This is a genomic window from Chthoniobacterales bacterium (assembly GCA_035274845.1).
GTDB lineage: Bacteria > Verrucomicrobiota > Verrucomicrobiia > Chthoniobacterales > UBA10450 > AV80.
Genome location: DATENU010000009.1, coordinates 305167 through 325839 on the forward strand (window position 1 = coordinate 305167; position 20673 = coordinate 325839).

14 protein-coding genes are annotated in these 20673 nt (G+C 58.0%); 11 read left to right on the top strand and 3 right to left on the bottom strand.

Features of this window, described 5'->3' with window-relative positions; all coding sequences use genetic code 11:
- Positions 1-21: 21 nt before the first annotated feature.
- Entirely contained in the window at positions 22-615 is a 594-nt protein-coding gene (locus VJU77_04885) for an NAD(P)H-dependent oxidoreductase (protein HKP02682.1), read from the bottom strand.
- A 900-nt stretch (positions 616-1515) separates the two neighbouring features.
- On the opposite strand from VJU77_04885, the gene VJU77_04890 reads away from it, so the two are divergent.
- Complete coding sequence (locus tag VJU77_04890) at positions 1516-2517, top strand: NAD-dependent epimerase/dehydratase family protein (protein ID HKP02683.1); 1002 nt, start codon at positions 1516-1518, stop codon at positions 2515-2517.
- Positions 2518-2788: 271 nt separating this feature from the next.
- Here VJU77_04890 and VJU77_04895 read toward each other — a convergent pair whose 3' ends face one another.
- Positions 2789-2968 carry a hypothetical protein gene (locus tag VJU77_04895; GenBank protein HKP02684.1) on the bottom strand — a complete coding sequence of 60 codons (180 nt, stop codon included), beginning with the start codon at positions 2966-2968 and terminating at the stop codon, positions 2789-2791.
- 12 nt (positions 2969-2980) lie between these two features.
- Positions 2981-3481: a hypothetical protein gene (locus tag VJU77_04900; GenBank protein ID HKP02685.1), complete on the bottom strand. Its 501-nt coding sequence runs from the start codon at positions 3479-3481 to the stop codon at positions 2981-2983.
- A gap of 283 nt (positions 3482-3764) precedes the next feature.
- On the opposite strand from VJU77_04900, the gene VJU77_04905 reads away from it, so the two are divergent.
- The 10 genes from VJU77_04905 (at position 3765) to VJU77_04950 (ending at position 20582) form a co-directional block, all read left to right on the top strand.
- Positions 3765-5270, top strand: a complete 1506-nt coding sequence (locus tag VJU77_04905) for an ATP-binding protein (protein HKP02686.1) — start codon at positions 3765-3767, stop codon at positions 5268-5270.
- Entirely contained in the window at positions 5263-6753 is a 1491-nt protein-coding gene (locus VJU77_04910; GenBank protein HKP02687.1) for an MEDS domain-containing protein, read from the top strand. The genes VJU77_04905 and VJU77_04910 overlap by 8 nt, the downstream gene beginning before the upstream one ends.
- Positions 6750-7202: a response regulator gene (locus VJU77_04915; GenBank protein ID HKP02688.1), complete on the top strand. Its 453-nt coding sequence runs from the start codon at positions 6750-6752 to the stop codon at positions 7200-7202. The genes VJU77_04910 and VJU77_04915 overlap by 4 nt, the downstream gene beginning before the upstream one ends.
- A 5-nt stretch (positions 7203-7207) precedes the next feature.
- Positions 7208-10543, top strand: a complete 3336-nt coding sequence (locus VJU77_04920) for a GAF domain-containing protein (GenBank protein HKP02689.1) — start codon at positions 7208-7210, stop codon at positions 10541-10543.
- On the top strand, positions 10540-11256 hold the full coding sequence (locus VJU77_04925) for a response regulator transcription factor (GenBank protein ID HKP02690.1): 717 nt from the start codon (positions 10540-10542) through the stop codon (positions 11254-11256). Before VJU77_04920 ends, VJU77_04925 begins: the two co-directional genes overlap by 4 nt.
- Positions 11257-11407: 151 nt before the next feature.
- Positions 11408-11713, top strand: coding sequence for a peptidoglycan-binding domain-containing protein (locus VJU77_04930; GenBank protein ID HKP02691.1), 306 nt, complete (start codon positions 11408-11410; stop codon positions 11711-11713).
- Positions 11714-11834: 121 nt separating this feature from the next.
- Positions 11835-13103, top strand: coding sequence for an efflux RND transporter periplasmic adaptor subunit (locus VJU77_04935; protein HKP02692.1), 1269 nt, complete (start codon positions 11835-11837; stop codon positions 13101-13103).
- Entirely contained in the window at positions 13100-16282 is a 3183-nt protein-coding gene (locus VJU77_04940; GenBank protein ID HKP02693.1) for a multidrug efflux RND transporter permease subunit, read from the top strand. Before VJU77_04935 ends, VJU77_04940 begins: the two co-directional genes overlap by 4 nt.
- Complete coding sequence (locus VJU77_04945; GenBank protein ID HKP02694.1) at positions 16279-19407, top strand: multidrug efflux RND transporter permease subunit; 3129 nt, start codon at positions 16279-16281, stop codon at positions 19405-19407. Before VJU77_04940 ends, VJU77_04945 begins: the two co-directional genes overlap by 4 nt.
- Positions 19408-19418: 11 nt before the next feature.
- Positions 19419-20582, top strand: coding sequence for an NADH:flavin oxidoreductase/NADH oxidase (locus VJU77_04950; GenBank protein ID HKP02695.1), 1164 nt, complete (start codon positions 19419-19421; stop codon positions 20580-20582).
- The last annotated feature ends 91 nt before the right edge of the window (positions 20583-20673 follow it).

Genomic DNA, 20673 nt, shown 5'->3' on the forward strand with positions numbered 1-20673 from the left:
CAACGAGTGTAGCCGAGGGTTTCATCGTCTCTCCGCGTTGAGGGCAGCGCCCTGGCGGGCCTGCTTGAGCGCCAGGCCATAAAAGTAAAGTTCCTCCAGGAAACGCTCGGTCTCTAACGCCTTCGAGCCATTGCACAGGCCGCCGCGCTCAACGAAGCGCTCCTGGACGCGTGAAACCGAAATGCTTTCTGGGATCGGCACACCACCCAGCGCAAAAACTGTCAGGCGAAGCTGCAGTAAGCATTGCAAACCGCCAAACCCCCCAGCTGAGACAGTGCAGATTCCCACTGGCTTGCGCCGCAAGATCTCCGGTTCTAGAAAATCGATGGCATTCTTCAATGCTCCCGGAATACCCCCTTTATATTCAGGCGAGACGATCAGGAGAGCGTCGGCTTCCCGTAACCGCTGGGAAAACGCCTCCAGCGCTGCCGGCGGCTCGGTCATGTCCGAGGGGCGTTGCTGCAGGAGGCCGAAGGGGTAGGTCGCAAGGTCAAGCAATTCCGGGTGAAATCGTGGGTCGGCCTCCAGTTTAGTCAGGAGATATCTGGCCACGTCTTCACTTCGGCGGCCACTGCGCACGGTTCCGAGGAGGAGGGGAAGTTTGATGACATCCATTACCTCGTAACCCGCTGGGTAATCCGGGCCCGTGCGGCGACAGCGGATAGATCTTGCCCGGAAAGAGGATCGGCACGGGTTGAAGCATCTACTGTGAGCAGGCGCTTCCTGGCGACCCTCGGCAGTCGCCGGAATTCCGATGGCGTCATTCTAAACTGGAGCTTGAAATCGCGACAGAAATGAGAGACCTGGCAATAATGGAGACCATAGGCAATTTCCTTGATGCTGGTGGTCCCCTGCAGCCGGACAAGAGCGGTCGTTAGGCGCTGCCGCTTTAGCCACACTCTCGGCGTGAAACCGACCTCGAGCTTGAAGCGGCGCTCCAAGTGACGAAGGCTCACGTTGCACTGCTCCGCCATTCTGAGCGGACTGTAATTCGATTCTTCTGCCGACAGCCGCCAATCCAAGTGTTGCTCACGTTTTGGTGAAACACTGGCCTGCTCCAAAAAAACCAATCCCGAAGAGATCTTCACGGATTTCCTGCTCCGGTTGCTCGTCTGTTGGAAAACGCTGTTCCGCGAGAATCTACGCTTCTGGAAATCGGGGGTGGAGTCACACACTGGGAGAGTTAGGGGTTAAAAACGTCTCTCACGTCTTTTGTTCCGTGATGATCTTGGATGCACTCTTTCCTGTCGAGAAGATTTCTTTGAAGTCGCGGGCACGCTGAGAACAGGCGGTTTTGCAGGAGATGGATCCGCCCGGACGAGCAACCGTTTGCTTGCTCCCATGCCACGAAAAACAAGCAAACCCGATCTGGCATCTGCGTGGAGCGGGCGCCGCCCGCCTCCGTTGTCAGTAACTTCGTCATTGATCGAACCGAATGCCGGCAGTAAGGATTTTTGATGTCGTTAAGCTCTTACGCCGTTTAGGGGGAAGAAGCTCCTAGCCCCCCGGGATACCTTGAAGGCACTCGTTACAGGCGGAGCGGGATTCATCGGGTCGCATTTGGCCGAAGCATTATGCCGGCGCGGCGACAGCGTCATCATCCTCGACGACTTGAGCTCTGGCAGGCTCGACAATCTTGTCTGGTGCGCTCCGGGCTACGCGCTGGAGTTTGTCCAAGGGGATGCCGGTGACGACGTTCTGCTCAAGCAACTAATCAAGGGCTGCGACTGCGTGTTTCACCTTGCCGCCATGCCATCCGTGCAGCAGTCGATCATTGCTCCGCTCGAAAGTCACCGGAGGAATCTCGACACGACTTTGCGCCTCTTCATCGCCGCCCGCGATGCCGCGGTGCGGCGCGTCGTTTTTGCTTCCTCATCGTCTGTCTATGGCGAAGCGCATGCAGAGGCAAAACATGAAGCGCGCTCGCCAGGCTTGCTCTCCCCCTACGCCCTCCAAAAATATGCGGCCGAACAATATGCCCAGCTGTTTCACCGCTTATATGCGTTGCCGGTAGTCACCTTGCGCTACTTTAACGTTTTCGGACCGCGGCAGGACGACGATTCGGAATATGCCGGTGTCGTCGCGCGGTTTTGCAAAGCGGTCCTCAACTCCCGCCCAATTACGATTTATGGTGACGGGAAGCAGTCACGTGACTTTACCTACATTGACAACGTGGTATCGGCGAACCTTCTCGCCGCGGTGGTTCCCGAAGGGAGAATTGCTGGCCGCATTTTTGACTGCGCTACCGGCACTTCCGTTTCGGTGCTCGAATTGGCGGACGCTTTGGCCAATTTGACCGGCGCGCCGTTGGCTCACGTGCCGGAGCCAAGCCGCGTCGGTGATATCCGTGATTCCCGCGCCGATATCAGCGCAATCGAAAGAGAGCTCGGCTATAGAGTGTCAGTCCGTTGGAAGGAAGGGCTTCGGCGAACACTGGATTTCTATCGATTAAAAGGGGAGACGGTGAGGGCCGACTCGCGATCCTCGAACGGAGCTAGCCTCCAGGAAGGATTCTAGTACAATCGGTTGTGAGCTGTAAGTCATTGTAAATCAATACGCCAGGGTGGCGAAATTGGCAGACGCGCCAGACTTAGGATTGCGAAATCATCGATTTCAAACCGTCGCTCTCCGTTTCATATCCAACGCTTTTCAAGAGGGAAAAGCGAACAATTTGATCGAAAACCGCCAGGCGCCGAAGGGGTGGACAGAAAATGTGTGGATCTAGCACAAATCCTAGCACACACGCGCCGAGCAACGATTTGGTCGACTCCTTCATGAAAGCCCTCATTCATTGCGACGCCTGCACGGCCACTGTTACCAAATCGACCGCGATCGATCGTGGCTGGATCGCGCGGTCTTCCGGCGGTTGGCTAGGCTCGAGCTCAACAATGAAGCCGATCCCGACTGCCATTACGAGATAGACGGCAATGAAAGCCATCCTTGGGCGGCTGAGCAAGTAAGCCATCATCGCGGGTTCCTCCTAGGCGGCCAGATTCTCGGGCCTGATGTTTCCAGAACCTGCGGCTCCCGTTATCGCCGGAGCTTCGGCCTCGTTTTCGATCAACTTCTTGAAATTTTGGAGATAAACGCCCACGCGATCCGAGACGTCGCCCCCGTAGGTCGAGACCATGCTGAGCGCGACGGTGGTAGCTCCGTCCGCGCGCGCGGTGAAAGTGACGACGCCCGCGGCAAGCTGGTCGGAAAGCGAGCGCCAAACCAATCTTCGTTCCGGAATGCGCAGGATAAATTCGAGTACGCTTTCGCGGCGCTCGCCGTTCAAGTGTTCCAAAATCGCAAAATGGTCGGGATCGAGTTGGCGCGAGGTTTTGATGGCGGTGACGAATTTGGGGAACTCTTCGCCATGGAGCCAACGCTCATAAACTTTCGCTATGGGCGCCTTCACCACGATCGATTTTTGGGCGGCGTTCACTAAAGTTGTGTCCGCCGCTCGTGTCCATCCTTCGCCAGGATGCGGTCCCATCCGCTCAGGTAATTAAAGCTCGAGAGATTGAGCACGAGCATTCGATCGTGCCGGAGCGGCCGCCTCCGGAAGAGCCGACGCCATCTTTGGCTGAAACTTTGTGACTGATTTTTCATCAATTTTGTCTAGCTCTAGAATCCGGCAGCCGGCGAGTTGCCACCACGAAGCGGTCGCAGGATTTTTCAGTCCCACAGCGGAGGGGATGCGAAACACCCCTTTTGAGGGATGCGAAACAGACTGACAGCGCTACCTCCAGGACGGATACTTCGACTCGGGATTACGTATGGATTCGATCGCCGCTGTTTCGCACGAAAAGAAGGCTCGTGTCCGGGCGATTCGCTGGATCGACTGGACCCTGCAACATTATCCGTTTGCGATTGCATCCGTGGCGCTCGCGCTCGGGGTCGGCCTTCTGGCAGGGCATTACGGCGTTCGCCACGTCCAGTTCACGGTATTCCTTTTTGCGATCGCGGTAACGGCATGGTACGGCGGACGAGGAAACGCCATGCTGGCAGTCCTGATGGCCGGCCTGGCTTACGCCTACTTCTTTGCTGAGCCGATCGGCTTTGCCGTCAGCCGCGAAAATCTTCCGCACTATGTGCTTTTCATTCTCTTCGGAATCCTGATTGGTTGGTTTGGCGCCGTCCGGCGCCAGGCGGAAGAAATTCTGCGCCAGCGCGCCAGCCTGCTCGATCTGACGCACGACACCGTGTTCGTGCGCGACATGCAGGACGTGATCACTTATTGGAATCGAGGCGCCGAAGAGTTGTACGGCTGGAGCAGACAGGAGGCGGTCGGTCAGGTCACTCACCAGCTCACGCGCACGATATTTCCAGCGCCCCTTGCCGAAATCAATGCGCAGTTGCTCCGGACCGGCCGCTGGGAGGGGGAGCTCATCCACACGACGCGGGACGGCACTCAGGTGGTAGTGGCTAGCCGTTGGTCGTTGCAGTATGACGAACGAGGTAATCCGAGCGCGATTCTGGAAACGAACAACGACGTCACTGAGACGAAGAAAGCGGAGGAAGCGCTGCTCCGGTCTCGCGACGAGTTGGAAGTAAAGGTGAAGGAGCGGACCGCGGACTTGCAATCCGTGAACAAGGAACTGGAGGCCTTTGCCTATTCTGTCTCGCACGACTTGCGCGCGCCGGTTCGGCACATCGCTGGATTTACCGAATTGCTCCAAAAACATGCAGGGCCAGCGCTCGACGACAAAAGCCGGCGGCACATCACGATGATTCTGGAATCGGCCAACCGTATGGGCAGCCTGGTAGACGACCTTCTGGCTTTCTCGCGGATCGGCCGAGCTGAAACTCAAAACACTACCATTCATCTCGACGAGCTCGTAAAGGGCGTGGTCGACGAAATCTCGCCGGACACGGAGAACCGAAATATTGCCTGGAGCATTGGGACTTTACCGGTCTGTTACGGCGATCCTTCCATGCTCCGGCTTGTCTTCGGGAATTTGATCTCGAACGCCGTGAAGTTCACCCGCCCCCGGCCTGCTTCTCAGATCGAGATCGGCTCGATCAATCATCAACCGAACGAGGTGATTGTTTTCATCAAAGACAACGGCGTCGGCTTCGACATGAAATATCGGGACAAGCTCTTTGGTGTTTTCCAGCGTCTTCATTCGCAGGAGGCATTCGAAGGCACTGGTATCGGGCTCGCCACTGTCGAACGCGTGGTCCATCGGCACGGCGGCCGGGTCTGGGCGGAAAGCTCGGTCGATCACGGCGCCACCTTTTTTGTCGCACTCCCTAAACCAGAAAGGTCACCCCATGACTAGCAGCACCCAACTCCTGGCGTCACTCGAACAACTCGGCCCCCACGATCACTTCTGCTCCATCTACGAAAGCCCGGAGGAACATTACGCCGTCGCGATTCCCTTCATGCAGATGGGTCTCGAGCGTGGCGAAAAATGCATTTACATCGCCGGTGACGGCACGACGGACCACGTCCGCCAACGGATGGAGTCGGAAGGCATCGACGTCGAGCGGGCGACCGAATCCAACGCCCTGGTCGTGGCAGGGAAAGAGCAAGCATATCTGAAGCATGGATCTTTTGATCCCGACTGGATGTTTAACTTTTGGAAGGAAGCCACCGATTCGGCGATGAGCGAGGGGTTCTCGGCGCTGCGCGTCACCGGCGAGACAGAGTGGGTGGTAAGAGGCGGCCAAGGGCTCGAGCGCTGGATGGAATACGAAAGCAAGTTAACCCATGCGCTCTTGGAAAATAACTGTTCTGCGCTCTGCCAGTACAATCGACGCCATTTTCCACCGGATGTCATTCTCGACGTCATCCGCACCCATCCCGTGGTCGTTTACCGTGGCACGGTCTGCCGAAATTTTTTCTACGTTCCGGCTGACGAATTTCTGGGGACAAACGAAACCGAGCGTGAGGTGGAGAGGCTATTAACCAGTATCCGGGAACGCGAGGAGGTAGAGCACGCGCTCCGAGAACAACTCATTGAGCGCGAAAGAGCCGAAGAAGCTCTTCGCCGATCTCGAGATGAATTGGAGATGAAAGTAAAGGAACGAACTACGGAGTTGAGGAACACAAACGACGACCTGCAGTCGGTTAACAGGGAGCTGGAGGCATTCGCCTATTCCGTCTCTCACGATCTGCGCGCGCCTCTTCGGCATATCGCGGGGTTCACCGAGCTTTTGCAAAAACATTCCGACTCAGTCCTCGACGACAAAGGCCGGGGCCACATCGGAATGATTCGGACCGCCGCCAACCGGATGGATAATCTGGTGGACGATCTTCTGGGTTTTTCCCGGATCGGCCGGGCCGAAACGCAAACAACAACCATCGATCTCGCGCAACTCGTGAACGAAGTCGTGAGCGAGATCGCGCCGGACACCAAGGACCGTAACCTTGTCTGGCGTATCGGCAGTCTGCCGATTGGCTCCGGCGATCGTTCGATGTTGCGGCTGGTCTTCGTGAACCTCATTTCGAACGCGGTGAAATTCACTCGAACTCGCGATCAAGCCGAGATAGAAATTGGTTCGTTAGACCACGGGCCCGACAAGCTGGTGGTGTTCGTCAAAGATAACGGCGTCGGTTTCAATATGAAGTACCAGGAGAAGCTGTTCGGCGTCTTTCAACGGCTCCATTCCCAGGAAGCGTTCGAAGGCACCGGTATCGGGCTTGCCACTGTGCAGCGAATCATCCATCGGCACGGTGGGCGAGTCTGGGCTGAAGGTTCAATCAATGGCGGCGCCACCTTTTATGTCGCGCTGCCTAAAAGCGGAAAGACAAAAACATGAGCGACATAAAGCGGATATTGTTAGTGGAGGACGACCCAAAGGATGTCGAGCTCACTTTGACCGGGCTGGCGGAATACAATCTGGCTAACGAGGTCGTCGTAGCGCACGACGGAGAAGAGGCGCTCGATTATTTACATCGGCGGGGCGCTTACGAGAACCGAAGTAACGGGAATCCCGCCGTAGTGCTGCTCGACTTGAAGTTGCCCAAGATCAACGGCTTCGAGGTCCTCGAGAAGATCCGGGCCGATGAAAGCCTCAGGCTGCTCCCGGTGGTCGTGCTCACTTCTTCGCACGAAGAGCGCGACCTGGTAGCCAGCTACAAGTTAGGTGTGAACGCCTATGTGGTGAAGCCAGTGGACTTCCATCAGTTCGTTAATGCGGTCAAAGAGCTCGGCGTGTTTTGGGCGGTGATCAACGAACCTCCTCCCGGCAGCATCAAGAAAAGCTAGGAGCAATGCACTCCCCGCTTCGAGTTCTGCACCTGGAAGATAATAGCACCGACGCGGAATTGGTGCGGGCTACGCTCGAAGCGGAAGAGATCCAAAGCGAACTGACGAGGGTTGAAGCGGAGCCGGAGTTCGTTGCCGCGCTGAAGCCGGGGGACTTCGACATCATTCTGGCTGATTACACACTGCCGTCCTTTGATGGCTTGTCGGCGCTTAAGCTCGCGCAAGAACGCCTGCCCGATGTCCCCTTCATCTTTGTCTCAGGAACACTAGGCGAAGATGTCGCAATTGAAGCGCTCAAGACAGGCGCGACCGATTATATCTTAAAGACGCGCCTGACGAGACTGGGCCCAGCAGTCAAGCGTGCCTTAGGCGAAGCTCGGGAAAAAGCAGAACGTCAACGCGCCGAAGGGTTGCTGGCGGGAGAGAAACGGCTTTTGGAAATGGTAGCCAGAGGAGATTCGCTTCCTCGCACCTTGGATGAGTTATGCCGGCTCGTAGAAACGCAATGTCCGGGCGTGCTGGCATCGGTTCTGTTGATGGATCAAAATGGCAAACAACTGCGGCACGGCGCCGCGCCGAGTTTGCCGAAAACGTATGCCGACGCAATCGACGGAGCTTTCATCGGACCCCGCGTCGGCTCGTGCGGTACGGCGGCGGCGACCCGCCAACAAGTCATTGTCTCTGACATAGCGACCGATCCGCTTTGGGCGGATTTCCGCGACCTGGCCCTGGCACATTCGCTGAGAGCCTGCTGGTCCACGCCGATATTTTCCTCGGAAGAAAAAGTCCTGGGAACTTTCGCCTTCTACTATCGCGAGCCGCGCAGCCCCGCTCCGCGAGAGCAGGAGATTATCGAACAGATCACCCATATCGCCGGCGTCGCCATCCAACGTAAAAGCGCGGAGGAAGCGCTGCGGCGGAGCGAAGGATTTCTCGCCGACGGTCAGCGGATAAGCCACACCGGAAGCTGGAGCTGGAAGGTTTCCACCGGGGAAGTTACCTGGTCGGACGAGCACTTTCGCATCTTTGGCTTTGACCCTGAGAAGACCGAATCCTCTTTCCAGCTATTTCTGGAAACGGTTCATCCGGACGATCGCTCATTTATCCAGGAAGAGCTCGACAGAGCGACTCGCGAAAAGAGCGGTTTCAACGTGGAATTTCGGATCGCGCTTGCGGATGGCTCGATCAAGCATGTCCAGGGTGTAGGCCGACCTAATCTCGGGAAATCTGGCGAAGTCGAATTTTATATTGGCACGACCGCGGACATCACCGAGCGCAAGCGAGGCGAAGCGCTCTTCGCAGGAGAAAAGCGTCTCCTTGAAATGATCGCCACCGGCGCTGCCCTGAGCGAGATTCTGAAAACGCTCTGTCTGATTATCGAAGAGTACCGAAGCGGCACCCTAGCTTCGATCTTATTGCTTCAGTCCGATGGTCTCCATCTGGATTCCGTGGCGGGACCGAGCCTTCCCAAGGCGTGGACGCGGCAGATGGAAAAGTTGCCGATCGGACCATGCGCCGGTTCTTGCGGCACAGCCGCGTATCGCGGAACGCCTGTCATCGTTTCCGACATTGCGACCGATCCGCTTTGGGAATTGCCGGAGCATCGTGAGTCAGCCCTAAGACATGGGTTCCGAGCTTCCTGGTCGAATCCAATTCTTTCTTCCAAGGGAAAGGTCCTGGGAACGTTTTGCATTTATCATCGTGAAACGCGAAGTCCGAGCTCGCACGACCTCGAGCTGATGGAAAAGGCAACGGACCTGGCCCGAGTGGCGATCGAGCGCGATCGAGCGGAGGAGGCGCTGCGGAACAGCGAGGAGAAGTATCGGGATCTTATTAACGCTTCCCCCGATGCTATCTTCGTCACCGACCTGGAAGGCAAACTTGCGTTGTTGAATCCAGCCGGCGTCGAGCTGATCGGCCGTCCGGAAGAGGAATTGATCGGCAGTTTGATGATCGACACCTATGTCCCGGAAGAGCTCCATCTCGCGGAGCGACGAACCGCGTTACTGGAAACGGGAGGGTCGCTGCGTTACGAGCGAAAATTCGTGCGCGGCAATGGCGAGGTGATTCCGGTCGACGTCTCGGTTTCATCGCTGCACGGGAAATATTTCCAGGCGGTGATTAGAGATATCAGCGAGCGCAAGCGGGCAGAAGAAGCGTTGCGCGCTTCCGAACAAGTCGCCCGCGGACAAGTCGAGGCCCTGACCTACAGCCTCGACGTGCTCGCGACCGCACCAGCGCCGGACAAGTTCCTTGGACAAATGCTGAGCACAATCGGCCGTCTGCTGGATGCGCAAAGTGTGGTTCTTTGGTTGATAAGCGACGCGACTGATTCGCTCGATTTTCGTGCGCTGGCGCAGGGCGCAAAACTCGCCAGTGCCGATCCGGAGCATCCGTTCGTTAAAGACCCTTCAGCCTGGAAAACCGATAAGCTGATGCAGGAAGCGATTTTCACGGCGGCGCCGGTCATTTGCGAAGACGTCGAGCATGATCCGCGGGTTTCTCCCGAACTCCGGAAATTTTTCTCGTCCCGAGGAACGAAAAAGCATCTGACTATTCCGACGCTCGTGGCGGGGCGCGTTAGAGGGTTTATTGGGGTCCGTCACGATGCTCGGCCGCGCTATCGGCCGGAAGAGATCGAACTGGCCCAAGCCCTCGCTCACCAGGCCATGCTGGCCATTCAACTTACCGACTTGGCCGAGCAAGGCCGGCGGGCGGCCATCCTCGGAGAACGAAATAGAATGGCGCGCGACATCCACGACACCCTCGCGCAGGGGTTCACCGGAGTGATCGTGCAATTGGAAGCGGTGGCCGATGCTATCTCGAGCAGCGATCATAAAGAGGCGGAGAACTATCTTCGTCGTGCCAGCGAATTGGCGCGGCAAAGTCTCAATGAAGCGCGCCGTTCGGTTCACGCCCTGCGCCCGGAAGCGCTGCGAGACGCCAACTTCTGGGACGCGCTCAAGGGCATTATCAAGAACACAACCGCCGGCAACGCAATTTGTACCAGGACGAAATTGCGTGGAAAATTGCCGGATCTTCCCAGCGACTGGCAGCAAAACCTGATGCATATCGGCCAGGAAGCTCTCACCAACACGCTGAAGTACGCGCACGCCGACAATTTTGAAACTCATTTGGCCTGCAGTGACAAGGAGCTGCGTCTGCAATTCAAGGACGATGGCGCTGGATTCAGGTTGAAAGAAGGACATGACGGTTTTGGCCTGGCCGGAATGCGCGAGCGCGTCGAGCAAATGGGTGGAGAATTGAAAATCACGAGTGCCCGCGGCAAGGGCACCATGGTCAGCGTAATTTTGCCGTTGAACGGAGAATCGAAGTCATGAAATCCAAAACCAAAGCGACGGCAAAGTCTAACAAGTCCGCCCGAAAACCAAAGGTTGCGGCAAAGAAAACGGCGAAGACGGCAGCGCCGGAAAAATCGCGGATCGGCGTGCTCATCGCGGACGACCACAGCGTCGTGCGCGAAGGCCTTGCTTCACTGATCGGGCGGCGAGCCGATATGACGGTCATCGCGGAAGCAGCCAATGGACGCGAGGCTGTCGATATCTGGAAAGAACACCGGCCCGATGTAACGCTGCTCGATCTGCGGATGCCGGAGGTTGATGGAGTCGGCGCCATTCGAGAGATCCGGGCGGAAGATGAGAAGGCGCGAATCATCGTCCTTACCACGTTCGACGGCGATGAAGACATCTTTCGCGCTATTCAGGCTGGCGCGAAAGGTTATCTGCTGAAGGACGTGCCTCGCGAAGCGCTGATGGATTGCATCCGCCGCGTCAACGCCGGCGAGACTTGTGTCCCCGTCCATCTTGCGGCAAAGCTGGCCCAGCGCGTGAGCGGTGAAGCTTTGAGCGCGCGCGAGATCGACGTCCTCAAACTCATGGCGCAGGGAAAGAGCAACAAGGAGATTGGTTCAGCGCTCTTTATCAGCGAAGGCACCGTGAAGTCGCACGTCAAAGGAATCTTCGCCAAGATGAATGTGATCAGCCGCACCGAAGCTGTTGCTAACGCGACGCGACGCGGCTTGATTCAGTTGTAGGAGCGCGCCCCTCGCCACAACATCTCGCTCTTCCGATTGCACCAACCTGCCTCTCTCTCATTGGAGGGACGCGTATGTGCATCCGATGAGAGACCACAAGATCATACGCCTGAGTAGAGGCACTCCCGACCTCGCAGGGATAGCATGAGGAATGAAAAACAGTATCATACTAAGTATCGCCATTGCCGCCCTCGCCCTAACTGTCCCGGCCGATCGCGCCGGTGCTGCGGGCGACGACCGTTATCAGCAGGATGCGGGTTATGGGTCGTTAACGGCCAACGAACTTACCCAAAAGGTTCAGCTCGCCCTGGAAAAGAGGGGTTACTACACCGAAAACGACGAAGGAAGGTTTACCAGGGAAACACGAGCGGCTGTGCGTCGTTTCCAGAGGGACAATAACCTGCGCGAAACAGGCACGATTACCCCGGACTTGCTCCGCGCCCTCGGCATCGCTTGAGGCAATAGTAGAATCGGCTCGGTTACCTCGAAAGAGGGTATGGCAATGAGCTCCTAGGTGGCATTGAAAAACCTCCCGACCGCGCCGTCGCTGCCCGCCAAACCCGAGCGCAGCTTTGTCCATGAAAGCCACACGGCCATTCTCCGGGACTTTCAATTTCCTAACCGGCCATTTGCGGACCCTAAAAGTTTCCCGGCGGACAATCTTCGTGATTGCCGCCGTTCTTATCCTCCTGGTCGGGTGGTGGAGCTGTTCTCACGGTAGTTCGTCCAATTCATCTCGAGACAACGCGGCGAGTGCATCGTCGGAACGACGTGGTAGCGGGCCTGCCGGCGGCGGTCCGGTCCCAGTGGTGGCGGGGAAATCCGAGCAAAAGGATGTGCCGATTTATCTCGATGGCCTAGGCACGGTGCAGGCCTTCAACACCGTGACGGTTCACACCCGCGTCGATGGCCAGCTAGACAAAGTTCTTTTTGTCGAAGGCCAGGACGTGAAAGCGGGCGATCTCCTGGCGGTGATCGATCCGCGGCCGTTCCAGGCAGCGCTTGATCAGGCAGTCGCAAAAAAAGCGCAGGACGAAGCGCAACTGGCCAACGCCAAAGTCACGCTCCAGCGCAACACGGATCTGTTGAACAAGAAGGTGATCGACCAACAGGACTTCGATACCTCCAAATATCTGGGCGATCAATTCGTGGCTGCAGTCCAGGCGGATCAGGCGGCCATCGAGGCCGCGAAGACCCAGCTTGATTACACTCAGATCAAGTCGCCAATCGACGGACGGACTGGCGTTCGCCTGGTCGACGGCGGCAACATCGTCCACGCCGCCGATCCAACCGGCATTGTTGTTATCACGCAGATGCATCCGATTTCGGTGGTGTTCACGTTGCCGGAACAAAATCTCCAACCGATTTTGAACTCGGGCGGCGCTGACGGCGGACTGCACGTTTCCGCCCTTGATCGCGGCAACACGACGGCGCTCGACGAAGGATCTCTCGCCGTTGTCGATAATCAGATCGATCAGGCGACCGGCACGGTGAGGTTGAAGGCGACCTTTCCGAATGAGCAGCTAAAACTTTGGCCGGGAAAATTTGTGAACGCGCGTTTGATTTTGACGACGCGCAAAGACGCCATCGTTGTGCCCGCGAGCGTGGTCCAGCGCGGGCCGCAGGGAACGTATGCGTATGTAATCAAGCCGGACAAATCCGTCGAAATGCGGGCGATCAAAGTGGGGCAGGTCGAAGCGAACCTGGCGTTGATTGAGGAAGGATTGAAAGCCGGCGAGCAGGTGGTGGTTGACGGGCAATACAAACTTCAACCGGGCGCGCATGTCGAGGTGGCGGCTCCGCAGCCGCAACCGTCGCCCGACCCGGCGAGGTTGGCGGAATCGTGAGCATTTCCGAGCCGTTCATTCGCAGGCCGGTCGCGACATCGCTCTTGATGGCGGGCGTGATTTTGCTCGGCCTGCTCGGCTACAAACTGTTGCCGATCTCCGCACTGCCGGCCGTCGATTTCCCCACGATCGAGGTGACGACGTTTTTCCCGGGCGCAAGCGCGGACGTGATGGTCTCATCGGTTACTACGCCACTCGAGCGGCAGTTCGGACAAATCAGCGGGCTCTCGTCGATGAACTCGACCAGCTCGTTCGGCACTTCGACCATCACTTTGCAGTTCGCGCTCGATCGACCGATCGACGTGGCCGCGCAGGACGTGCAGGCCGCGATCAATACCGCCAGCGGCTTTCTGCCGCCCAATCTCCCGAACCCGCCGAAATACAACAAGGTCAACCCCGCCGACACGCCTATCCTGACTCTCTCGATCACTTCCGACAGTTTGCCGCTCGATCGCGTGAACGATTTCGCCGACACCTTGCTCGCGCAGAAATTGAGCGAGGTCACCGGCGTCGGGCTCGTCACGATCCAGGGAAATCAAAAGCCGGCCGTGCGCGTGCAAGTGAATCCGGCGGCGATCGCGGCGCTCGGTCTGGGGCTCGAAGATGTGCGTACCATTCTTGGGCAGGCGAACGTGAACGCGCCGAAAGGCAGCTTCGACGGGCCGCGGCAATCGTTCACCATCGGATCGAACGATCAGATTTTTTCCGCCGACGCCTACAAGCCGATCATAGTCGCATACAAAAACGGCGCGCCGATTCGCCTCGGCGACGTCGCGAACATCATCGACGGCGTGGAGAACGACCAGCTCGGAGCATGGGTCGGCACGAAAAACGGCGAACGACCGGCTGTCCTGCTCGACATCCAGCGGCAGCCCGGCGCGAACATCATTGAAACCGTCGACCGCGTGAAGCAATTGCTGCCGCGGTTGACCGGCACGCTCCCCCCTTCGGTCCACGTCGATGTCCTGGCGGATCGCACCGAGACGATCCGTGCGTCGGTCCGGGACGTGCAACTCACCTTGCTGCTCACCATCGCGCTCGTCGTCATGGTGATGTTTCTGTTCCTGCGAAAACTTTGGACGACCGTCATCACGAGCGTGGCGTTGCCGTTGTCGCTCATCGGCACGTTCGGCATCATGTATTTGGCCGGGTATAGCCTCGACAATCTCTCGTTGATGGCGCTGACCATCTCGACCGGGTTCGTCGTCGATGACGCGATCGTGATGATCGAGAACATCGTCCGCTACATCGAAGCGGGCGACCGTCCGCTGGAAGCGGCGCTCAAAGGCGCGAAGCAAATTGGGTTCACGGTCGTGTCGTTGAGCGTCTCGCTCATCGCGGTTTTCATTCCGCTTTTGTTCATGACCGGAATTGTCGGCCGATTGTTTCGCGAGTTCGCCGTCACCCTGAGCGTGGCAGTCGCGATGTCGGCCTTCGTTTCGCTCACTCTCACTCCAATGATGTGCGCGAAACTCTTGAGCTCCGAAAAGCAGGACGATGAACAGGGCGGCAAGTTCTATCGCTACACGGAGGATCTCTGGATGCGGTTCCGTAATTTATACGAACATGGATTGCGCTGGGTGCTGGATCATCAACGATTCGTTTTAAGCGTTGCGATCGTCACGCTGGTGGCGACCATTCTGCTTTACGTCATCGTGCCGAAAGGATTGCTGCCCCAGCAGGACACCGGCGTTATCGTCGGCGTGACCGATGCCGCGGAGAATATTTCCTTCAAGGCGATGGTGCAACGCGTCCACGCTGTTTCCGACATCGTGAGACAGGACCCGGATGTCGCCAGCGTCTCGGCTGCGGTCGGCGCGGGCACGGTGAACGCGACCGTAAACACGGCGCGCCTCTACATTGTGCTGAAGCCGCACGACCAGCGCGCTAACGCGGAGGAGATTATCGAACGATTGCGGAACGCAACCCGCGACGTGCAGGGCGTCTCGCTCTTCATGCAAGCGGCGCAGGATTTGCAAATCGACGCGCGCGTCAGCCGCACCCAATTCCAGTACATCCTGCAGGACGCGGATGCGGCCGAGCTCGCGGAGTGGACGCCGAAACTCGTGCAAAAGCTCGGGCAACTGCCGCAACTCACTGACGTGGCGAGCGATCAACAGGTGAACGGCTTGCAGCTCAACGTCGATGTCGATCGCGAAAAGGCGTCGCGCCTGAACGTGCTCACCCAGGCGATCGACGACACGCTTTACGACGCGTTCGGGCAGCGACAGGTCTCGATCATTTTCACGCAGCTCAATCAGTTCCGCGTCATTCTCGAAGTGGAACCGAACTTCCGGGAATCGCCCGATCTGCTCGACAAGATTTACGTGAGATCGAGCACCGGCCAGCCGGTGCCGCTGAGCGCCTTCGCGACCATGCACGTAAGCAACACGCCGCTCGCGATCCCGCACCAGGGACAATTTCCGGCGGCGACGATTTCGTTCAATCTCCAGAGCGGCAGCTCGCTCAGCCACGCGATTCCGGCGATCCAAAAGGCCGAGCGCGAAATCGGTTTGCCCGACACGATCGCATCCACGTTCACCGGCGCGGCGGCGGAATTTCGTTCCTCCCTCACGAGCGAGCCATTTCTGATTCTGGCGGCTGTCGTTGTGATCTACATCGTCCTCGGCGTTCTCTACGAAAGCTACATTCACCCGATCACAATCCTTTCCACTCTGCCGAGTGCCGGCGTGGGCGCGTTGCTTGCCCTGCTCATTTGTCGCACCGACTTTTCCCTGGTGGCGCTCATCGGAGTGGTCCTTCTCATCGGCATCGTAAAAAAGAACGCGATCATGATGATCGATTTCGCGCTCGAAGCCGAACGCAACGAAGGAATGTCGCCCGAGGAATCGATTTATCAGGCGTGTCTGCTCCGTTTTCGCCCGATCATGATGACGACAGCCGCGGCGTTGCTCGGCGCTTTGCCGCTCGCCCTCGAAAGTGGAACCGGCAGCGAACTGCGGCGGCCGCTCGGCATTTCCATCGTCGGCGGACTTTTGCTCTCGCAATTTCTCACGCTTTATACCACGCCGGTGATTTATCTTTATCTCGATCGCTTTGCCGCCTGGATCGAGGAAATGCGGAACAGAGGACGATTAGCGCAAGCGGAACTGCCTCTCCACGCATCGTCCAGCAACGGCCAGCACCCTGAGTTCGCAGGAAGCCCACGGCGAACATGAGCGTTTCCGAGCCATTCATTCGCCGTCCCGTCGGGACTTCGCTGCTCGCGGCGGGATTATTATTACTCGGAGCGGTGGCCTATCATTTCCTGCCGGTAGCGCCGCTGCCGAAAGTTGATTTCCCCACCATTTCGGTGAGCGCGCAGGAACCGGGGGTCGATCCTGCCACCGCAGCCTCGTCGCTGGCCGCGCCGCTGGAGCGCCGGTTCGCCCAGATCGCCGGCGTTTCGGAAATTACTTCGGTCAGTTCGTTAGGCGGGTCGTCGATTACGATTCAGTTCGATCTCAGCCGGGACATCAACGGCGCGGCGCGCGATGTTCAGAGCGCGATCAACGCCGCCGCGGGCGAACTGCCGACCGGTCTGCCGCAACCGCCGTTCTATCGCAAAGTCAATCCGTCCGATGCGCCGATCATGGTCCTGGCGATGACTTCTGACTCCCTCCCTTTGTCGCACGTTTACAATCTGGCCGATCAAATCATTGGCCAGCGCATCAGTCAGGTCGAAGGCGTGAGCCAGGTCATCATCGGCGGCGGCGCGAAGTCCGCCGTGCGCGTCCAGATGAATCCGGTCGCGCTCGCTTCCATGGGCCTGAGCATCGAAGACATTCGGACCACGCTTTCGCAGGTGAATGTCCTTTCGCCAAAGGGTTCGTTTGATGGCGAGAACCAGCGATTTGTTATCGCGAGCAACGACCAGCTTACTAAGGCCGATCAGTATCACCCGATCATCGTGGCACAACATAACGGCGCGGCCGTGCCCTTGCGCGATGTCGGCACGGCCATCGATGCGCAGGAAAATCGGGACCAGGCCGGTTTGTTCAATAACAAGCGCGCGGTGCTCCTGGTCATCTTCAAACAGCCGGACGCCAACGTCGTCAGCACGACCGACCAGGTTCGCGCGGTCCTTCCTCAATTGCGCACCTGGTTGCCGCCGAGCGTGCGTCTCGATGTGATGGCAGATCGCACCGTCACGATCCGCTCCTCGGTGCGCGACGTGCAACTGACGCTCCTCATCACGATGGCGCTCGTCGTGATGGTGATGTTTCTGTTCCTGAGAAGATTTTGGCCGACGTTTATCTCGAGCATCACCATGCCGCTCGCGCTGGCTGGCACCTTCGGCGCGATGTGGCTCTGCGGTTACAGTCTCGACAATCTTTCGCTCATGGCACTAACGGTCTCGACCGGCTTCGTGGTCGACGATGCGATCGTGGTCATCGAGAATATCGTGCGCTTCATCGAGAAAGGTGAGCCGCCGTTACAAGCCGCGCTCAAAGGCGCGCGCCAGATTGGGTTCACGGTGATTTCGATCAGTCTCTCGCTCGTCGCGGTTTTCATTCCGCTGCTGTTCATGGGCGGCTTGATCGGACGTTTGTTTCACGAGTTCGCGGTCACCTTGAGCGCGGCGATTCTCGTCTCCGGCATCGTTTCATTAACGCTCACGCCGATGCTCTGCGGCGGCTTTTTGAAAACCGAAGATCCGAATCGGCGACGCGGTCCGATCGATCGGCTGAGCGAACGGGGCTTTAACGCCATGCACCGGTTTTACGAGCGGACTTTGAAATGGGTCCTCAAGCGCGAGTACCTGATGCTTGGTGTCACCGCGGTCGTGCTCGTCACCACGATCAGCCTCTACTTCGTCGTGCCGAAAGGATTTTTCCCGCAACAGGACACCGGACAAATGATCGGCACGACTGAAGCCGCGCAGGACATCTCGTTTGACGCGATGCGGGAAAAGCAGGAGCGGGTCGTTGGAATCGTGATGGCCGATCGGGCAGTGCAGGCGGTCGGCTCATTTTTTGGCGGCGGCAGCGGTCAGGCGCTGAATAACGGACGGATGTTTATCAGCCTGAAGCCGAAGGGCTGGGGCAAGGACGAACGCAGGGACAGCATCGACACGATCATCGCGCGGCTGCGGAGGAAGCTCTCCCAAGTTACCGGCGCCAATCTCTTTCTTCAGCCAAGCCAGGACATTCGCGTCGGTGGACGCTCTTCGAAGGCGCTCTATCAATACGCGTTGACCGATCAAAACGTGGACGAGCTTAACTCGTGGGCGCCGAAACTGGTGACGAAGCTGCACGACTACCCGCAGATCAAGGATGCGACCAGCGACCAGCAATTTCGCGGCTTGCAGGCGAACGTCGTGATCGATCGTGACGCCGCCGCGCGTCTAGGTATCCAGCCGCAAGCGGTCGATAGCACCCTCAACAGCGCATTCGGCCAGCGCCCGGTCTCAATCATTTACACCCAGCAAAATCAGTATCACGTCGTACTCGAGGTCGATCCGAAATTCCAGCTCGACCCAGGTTCGCTCGATAAGATTTACGTCAAATCATCGTCGGGAAATCAGGTCCCGCTCAGTACCATCGCGCGTTTCGAGACCGCGAACACGCCGCTCTCCGTTAATCACCAGGGCCAGTTTCCCTGCGTGACAATTTCATTTAACACTGCGTCTGGCGTTTCGTTAGGCCAGGCAACCCAGCTCATCCAGCGCGCGGCGCGAGAGTTGGGAATGCCTTCCGGCATCGTCGGAACTTTTGCCGGCACCGCCCAGGTCTTTCAATCGTCGCTGGCCACCGAGCCGTTGCTCATTCTGACCGCGCTGATCGCGGTCTACATCGTGCTCGGTATGCTTTACGAGAGCCTCATTCATCCCCTGACGATTCTTTCCACCCTGCCCTCGGCCGGACTCGGCGCTTTGCTGGCCATGCTCGTCGTTGGCGACGAATTATCGATTGTTTCCATTATCGGCGTCATTCTCCTCATCGGCATCGTGAAAAAGAACGCCATCATGATGGTGGATTTCGCCCTCGAGGCGGAGCGTCGGGAGGGGCTCAGTCCCGAAGAATCGATTTATCAGGCATGTCTTATTCGCTTTCGTCCCATCATGATGACAACGATGGCGGCGCTCTTTGGCGCGGTGCCGCTCGCCATTGGAATGGGCGTTGGCAGCGAACTTCGTCAGCCGCTCGGCATCGCGATCGTCGGCGGCCTGATCGTCTCGCAGATGCTGACGCTCTACACCACGCCGGTTATTTATCTCTTTCTTGATCAGCTCCGGAACCGCCGGAAGAAGACTCGAACTGAACTTGTCGCCGCGCCGAGCCTCGTGATGGCGACCCAATAGCATTGAAACCTATGACTCACCTCTTTGATCCTCTCGCAATTCGCGATGTCATTTTGGCAAATCGCGTCGTGGTCTCGCCCATGTGCGAATATTCCAGTCACGACGGATTGGCGAACGACTGGCATTTCGTTCATCTCGCCAGCCGCGCGGTGGGCGGAGCCGGATTGGTCTTAACCGAAGCGACCGCGGTTCTACCGGAGGGCCGCATCAGTCCGCAGGACCTCGGTATCTGGAGTGACAAGCACATCGAACCGCTGGCCCGCATCGTCCGTTTCATTCATGAACAAGGCAGTGTTGCCGGAATGCAGTTGGCGCATGCGGGACGGAAGGCCAGCACTTACCGGCCATGGGAAGGCGGCGGAGCGATTCCCGAAGACAAAGGAGGTTGGAAGAAAGTCGTGGCTCCGAGCGCGCTTCGCTTCGTCGATAATTATCCCATGCCGCAAGCTCTCACGGACGACGGCATTCAGGAAGTAATCGCTGCCTTCGCGCAAGCGGCCCAACGGGCGTGCGTAGCCGGTTTCCGGGTGATCGAGATTCATGCTGCCCATGGCTATTTGATTCATGAGTTTTTGTCACCGCTCAGCAATAAACGGGACGACGCTTACGGAGGTTCATTCGAGAATCGCACGCGATTGGTTCGTGAGATTGTTACGGCTGTCCGATCCGCCTGGCCAAAGGGTTCGCCGTTGTTCGTCCGCATTTCGGCTACCGATTGGGTCGACGGCGGGTGGGACATTCAACAGTCGATTGAACTTGTTCGCGGATTGAAAGGACTCGGCGTCGATCTGATCGATTGCTCTTCGGGCGGCTTGGTTCCTCATGCGGAGATTCCGGTTGGTCCCGGTTATCAAACGGCATTCGCTGAACAAATCCGGCGCGAAACTGGAATCATGACGGGCGCGGTCGGAATGATCACGTCTCCCATTCAAGCCGAGCACATCGTCGGCACAGGACAAGCCGATGCCGTCATCATGGCGCGCGAGTTTCTGCGCGATCCATATTGGCCGTTGCGAGCAGCGAGCGAGCTCGCGCAGCCAATTTCCTGGCCCATCCAATATCTCAGGGCCGCTCCGAGAGGCGCGCAAGGGCGCGTTCCCGTTAACTTGAAGAACCTGGAGTCCTGCTTCGAGGAGCAACACGCGATCCCCGAAAGACGAACGTCGGCGACCTGAATCGCCGTTTCCTTTTCATCGTTCTATCTCGAAAGAGGGAGCACATACCACCCCGGAGGTGGTGTCACAAAATCTCGCGGACGCGCTGTAG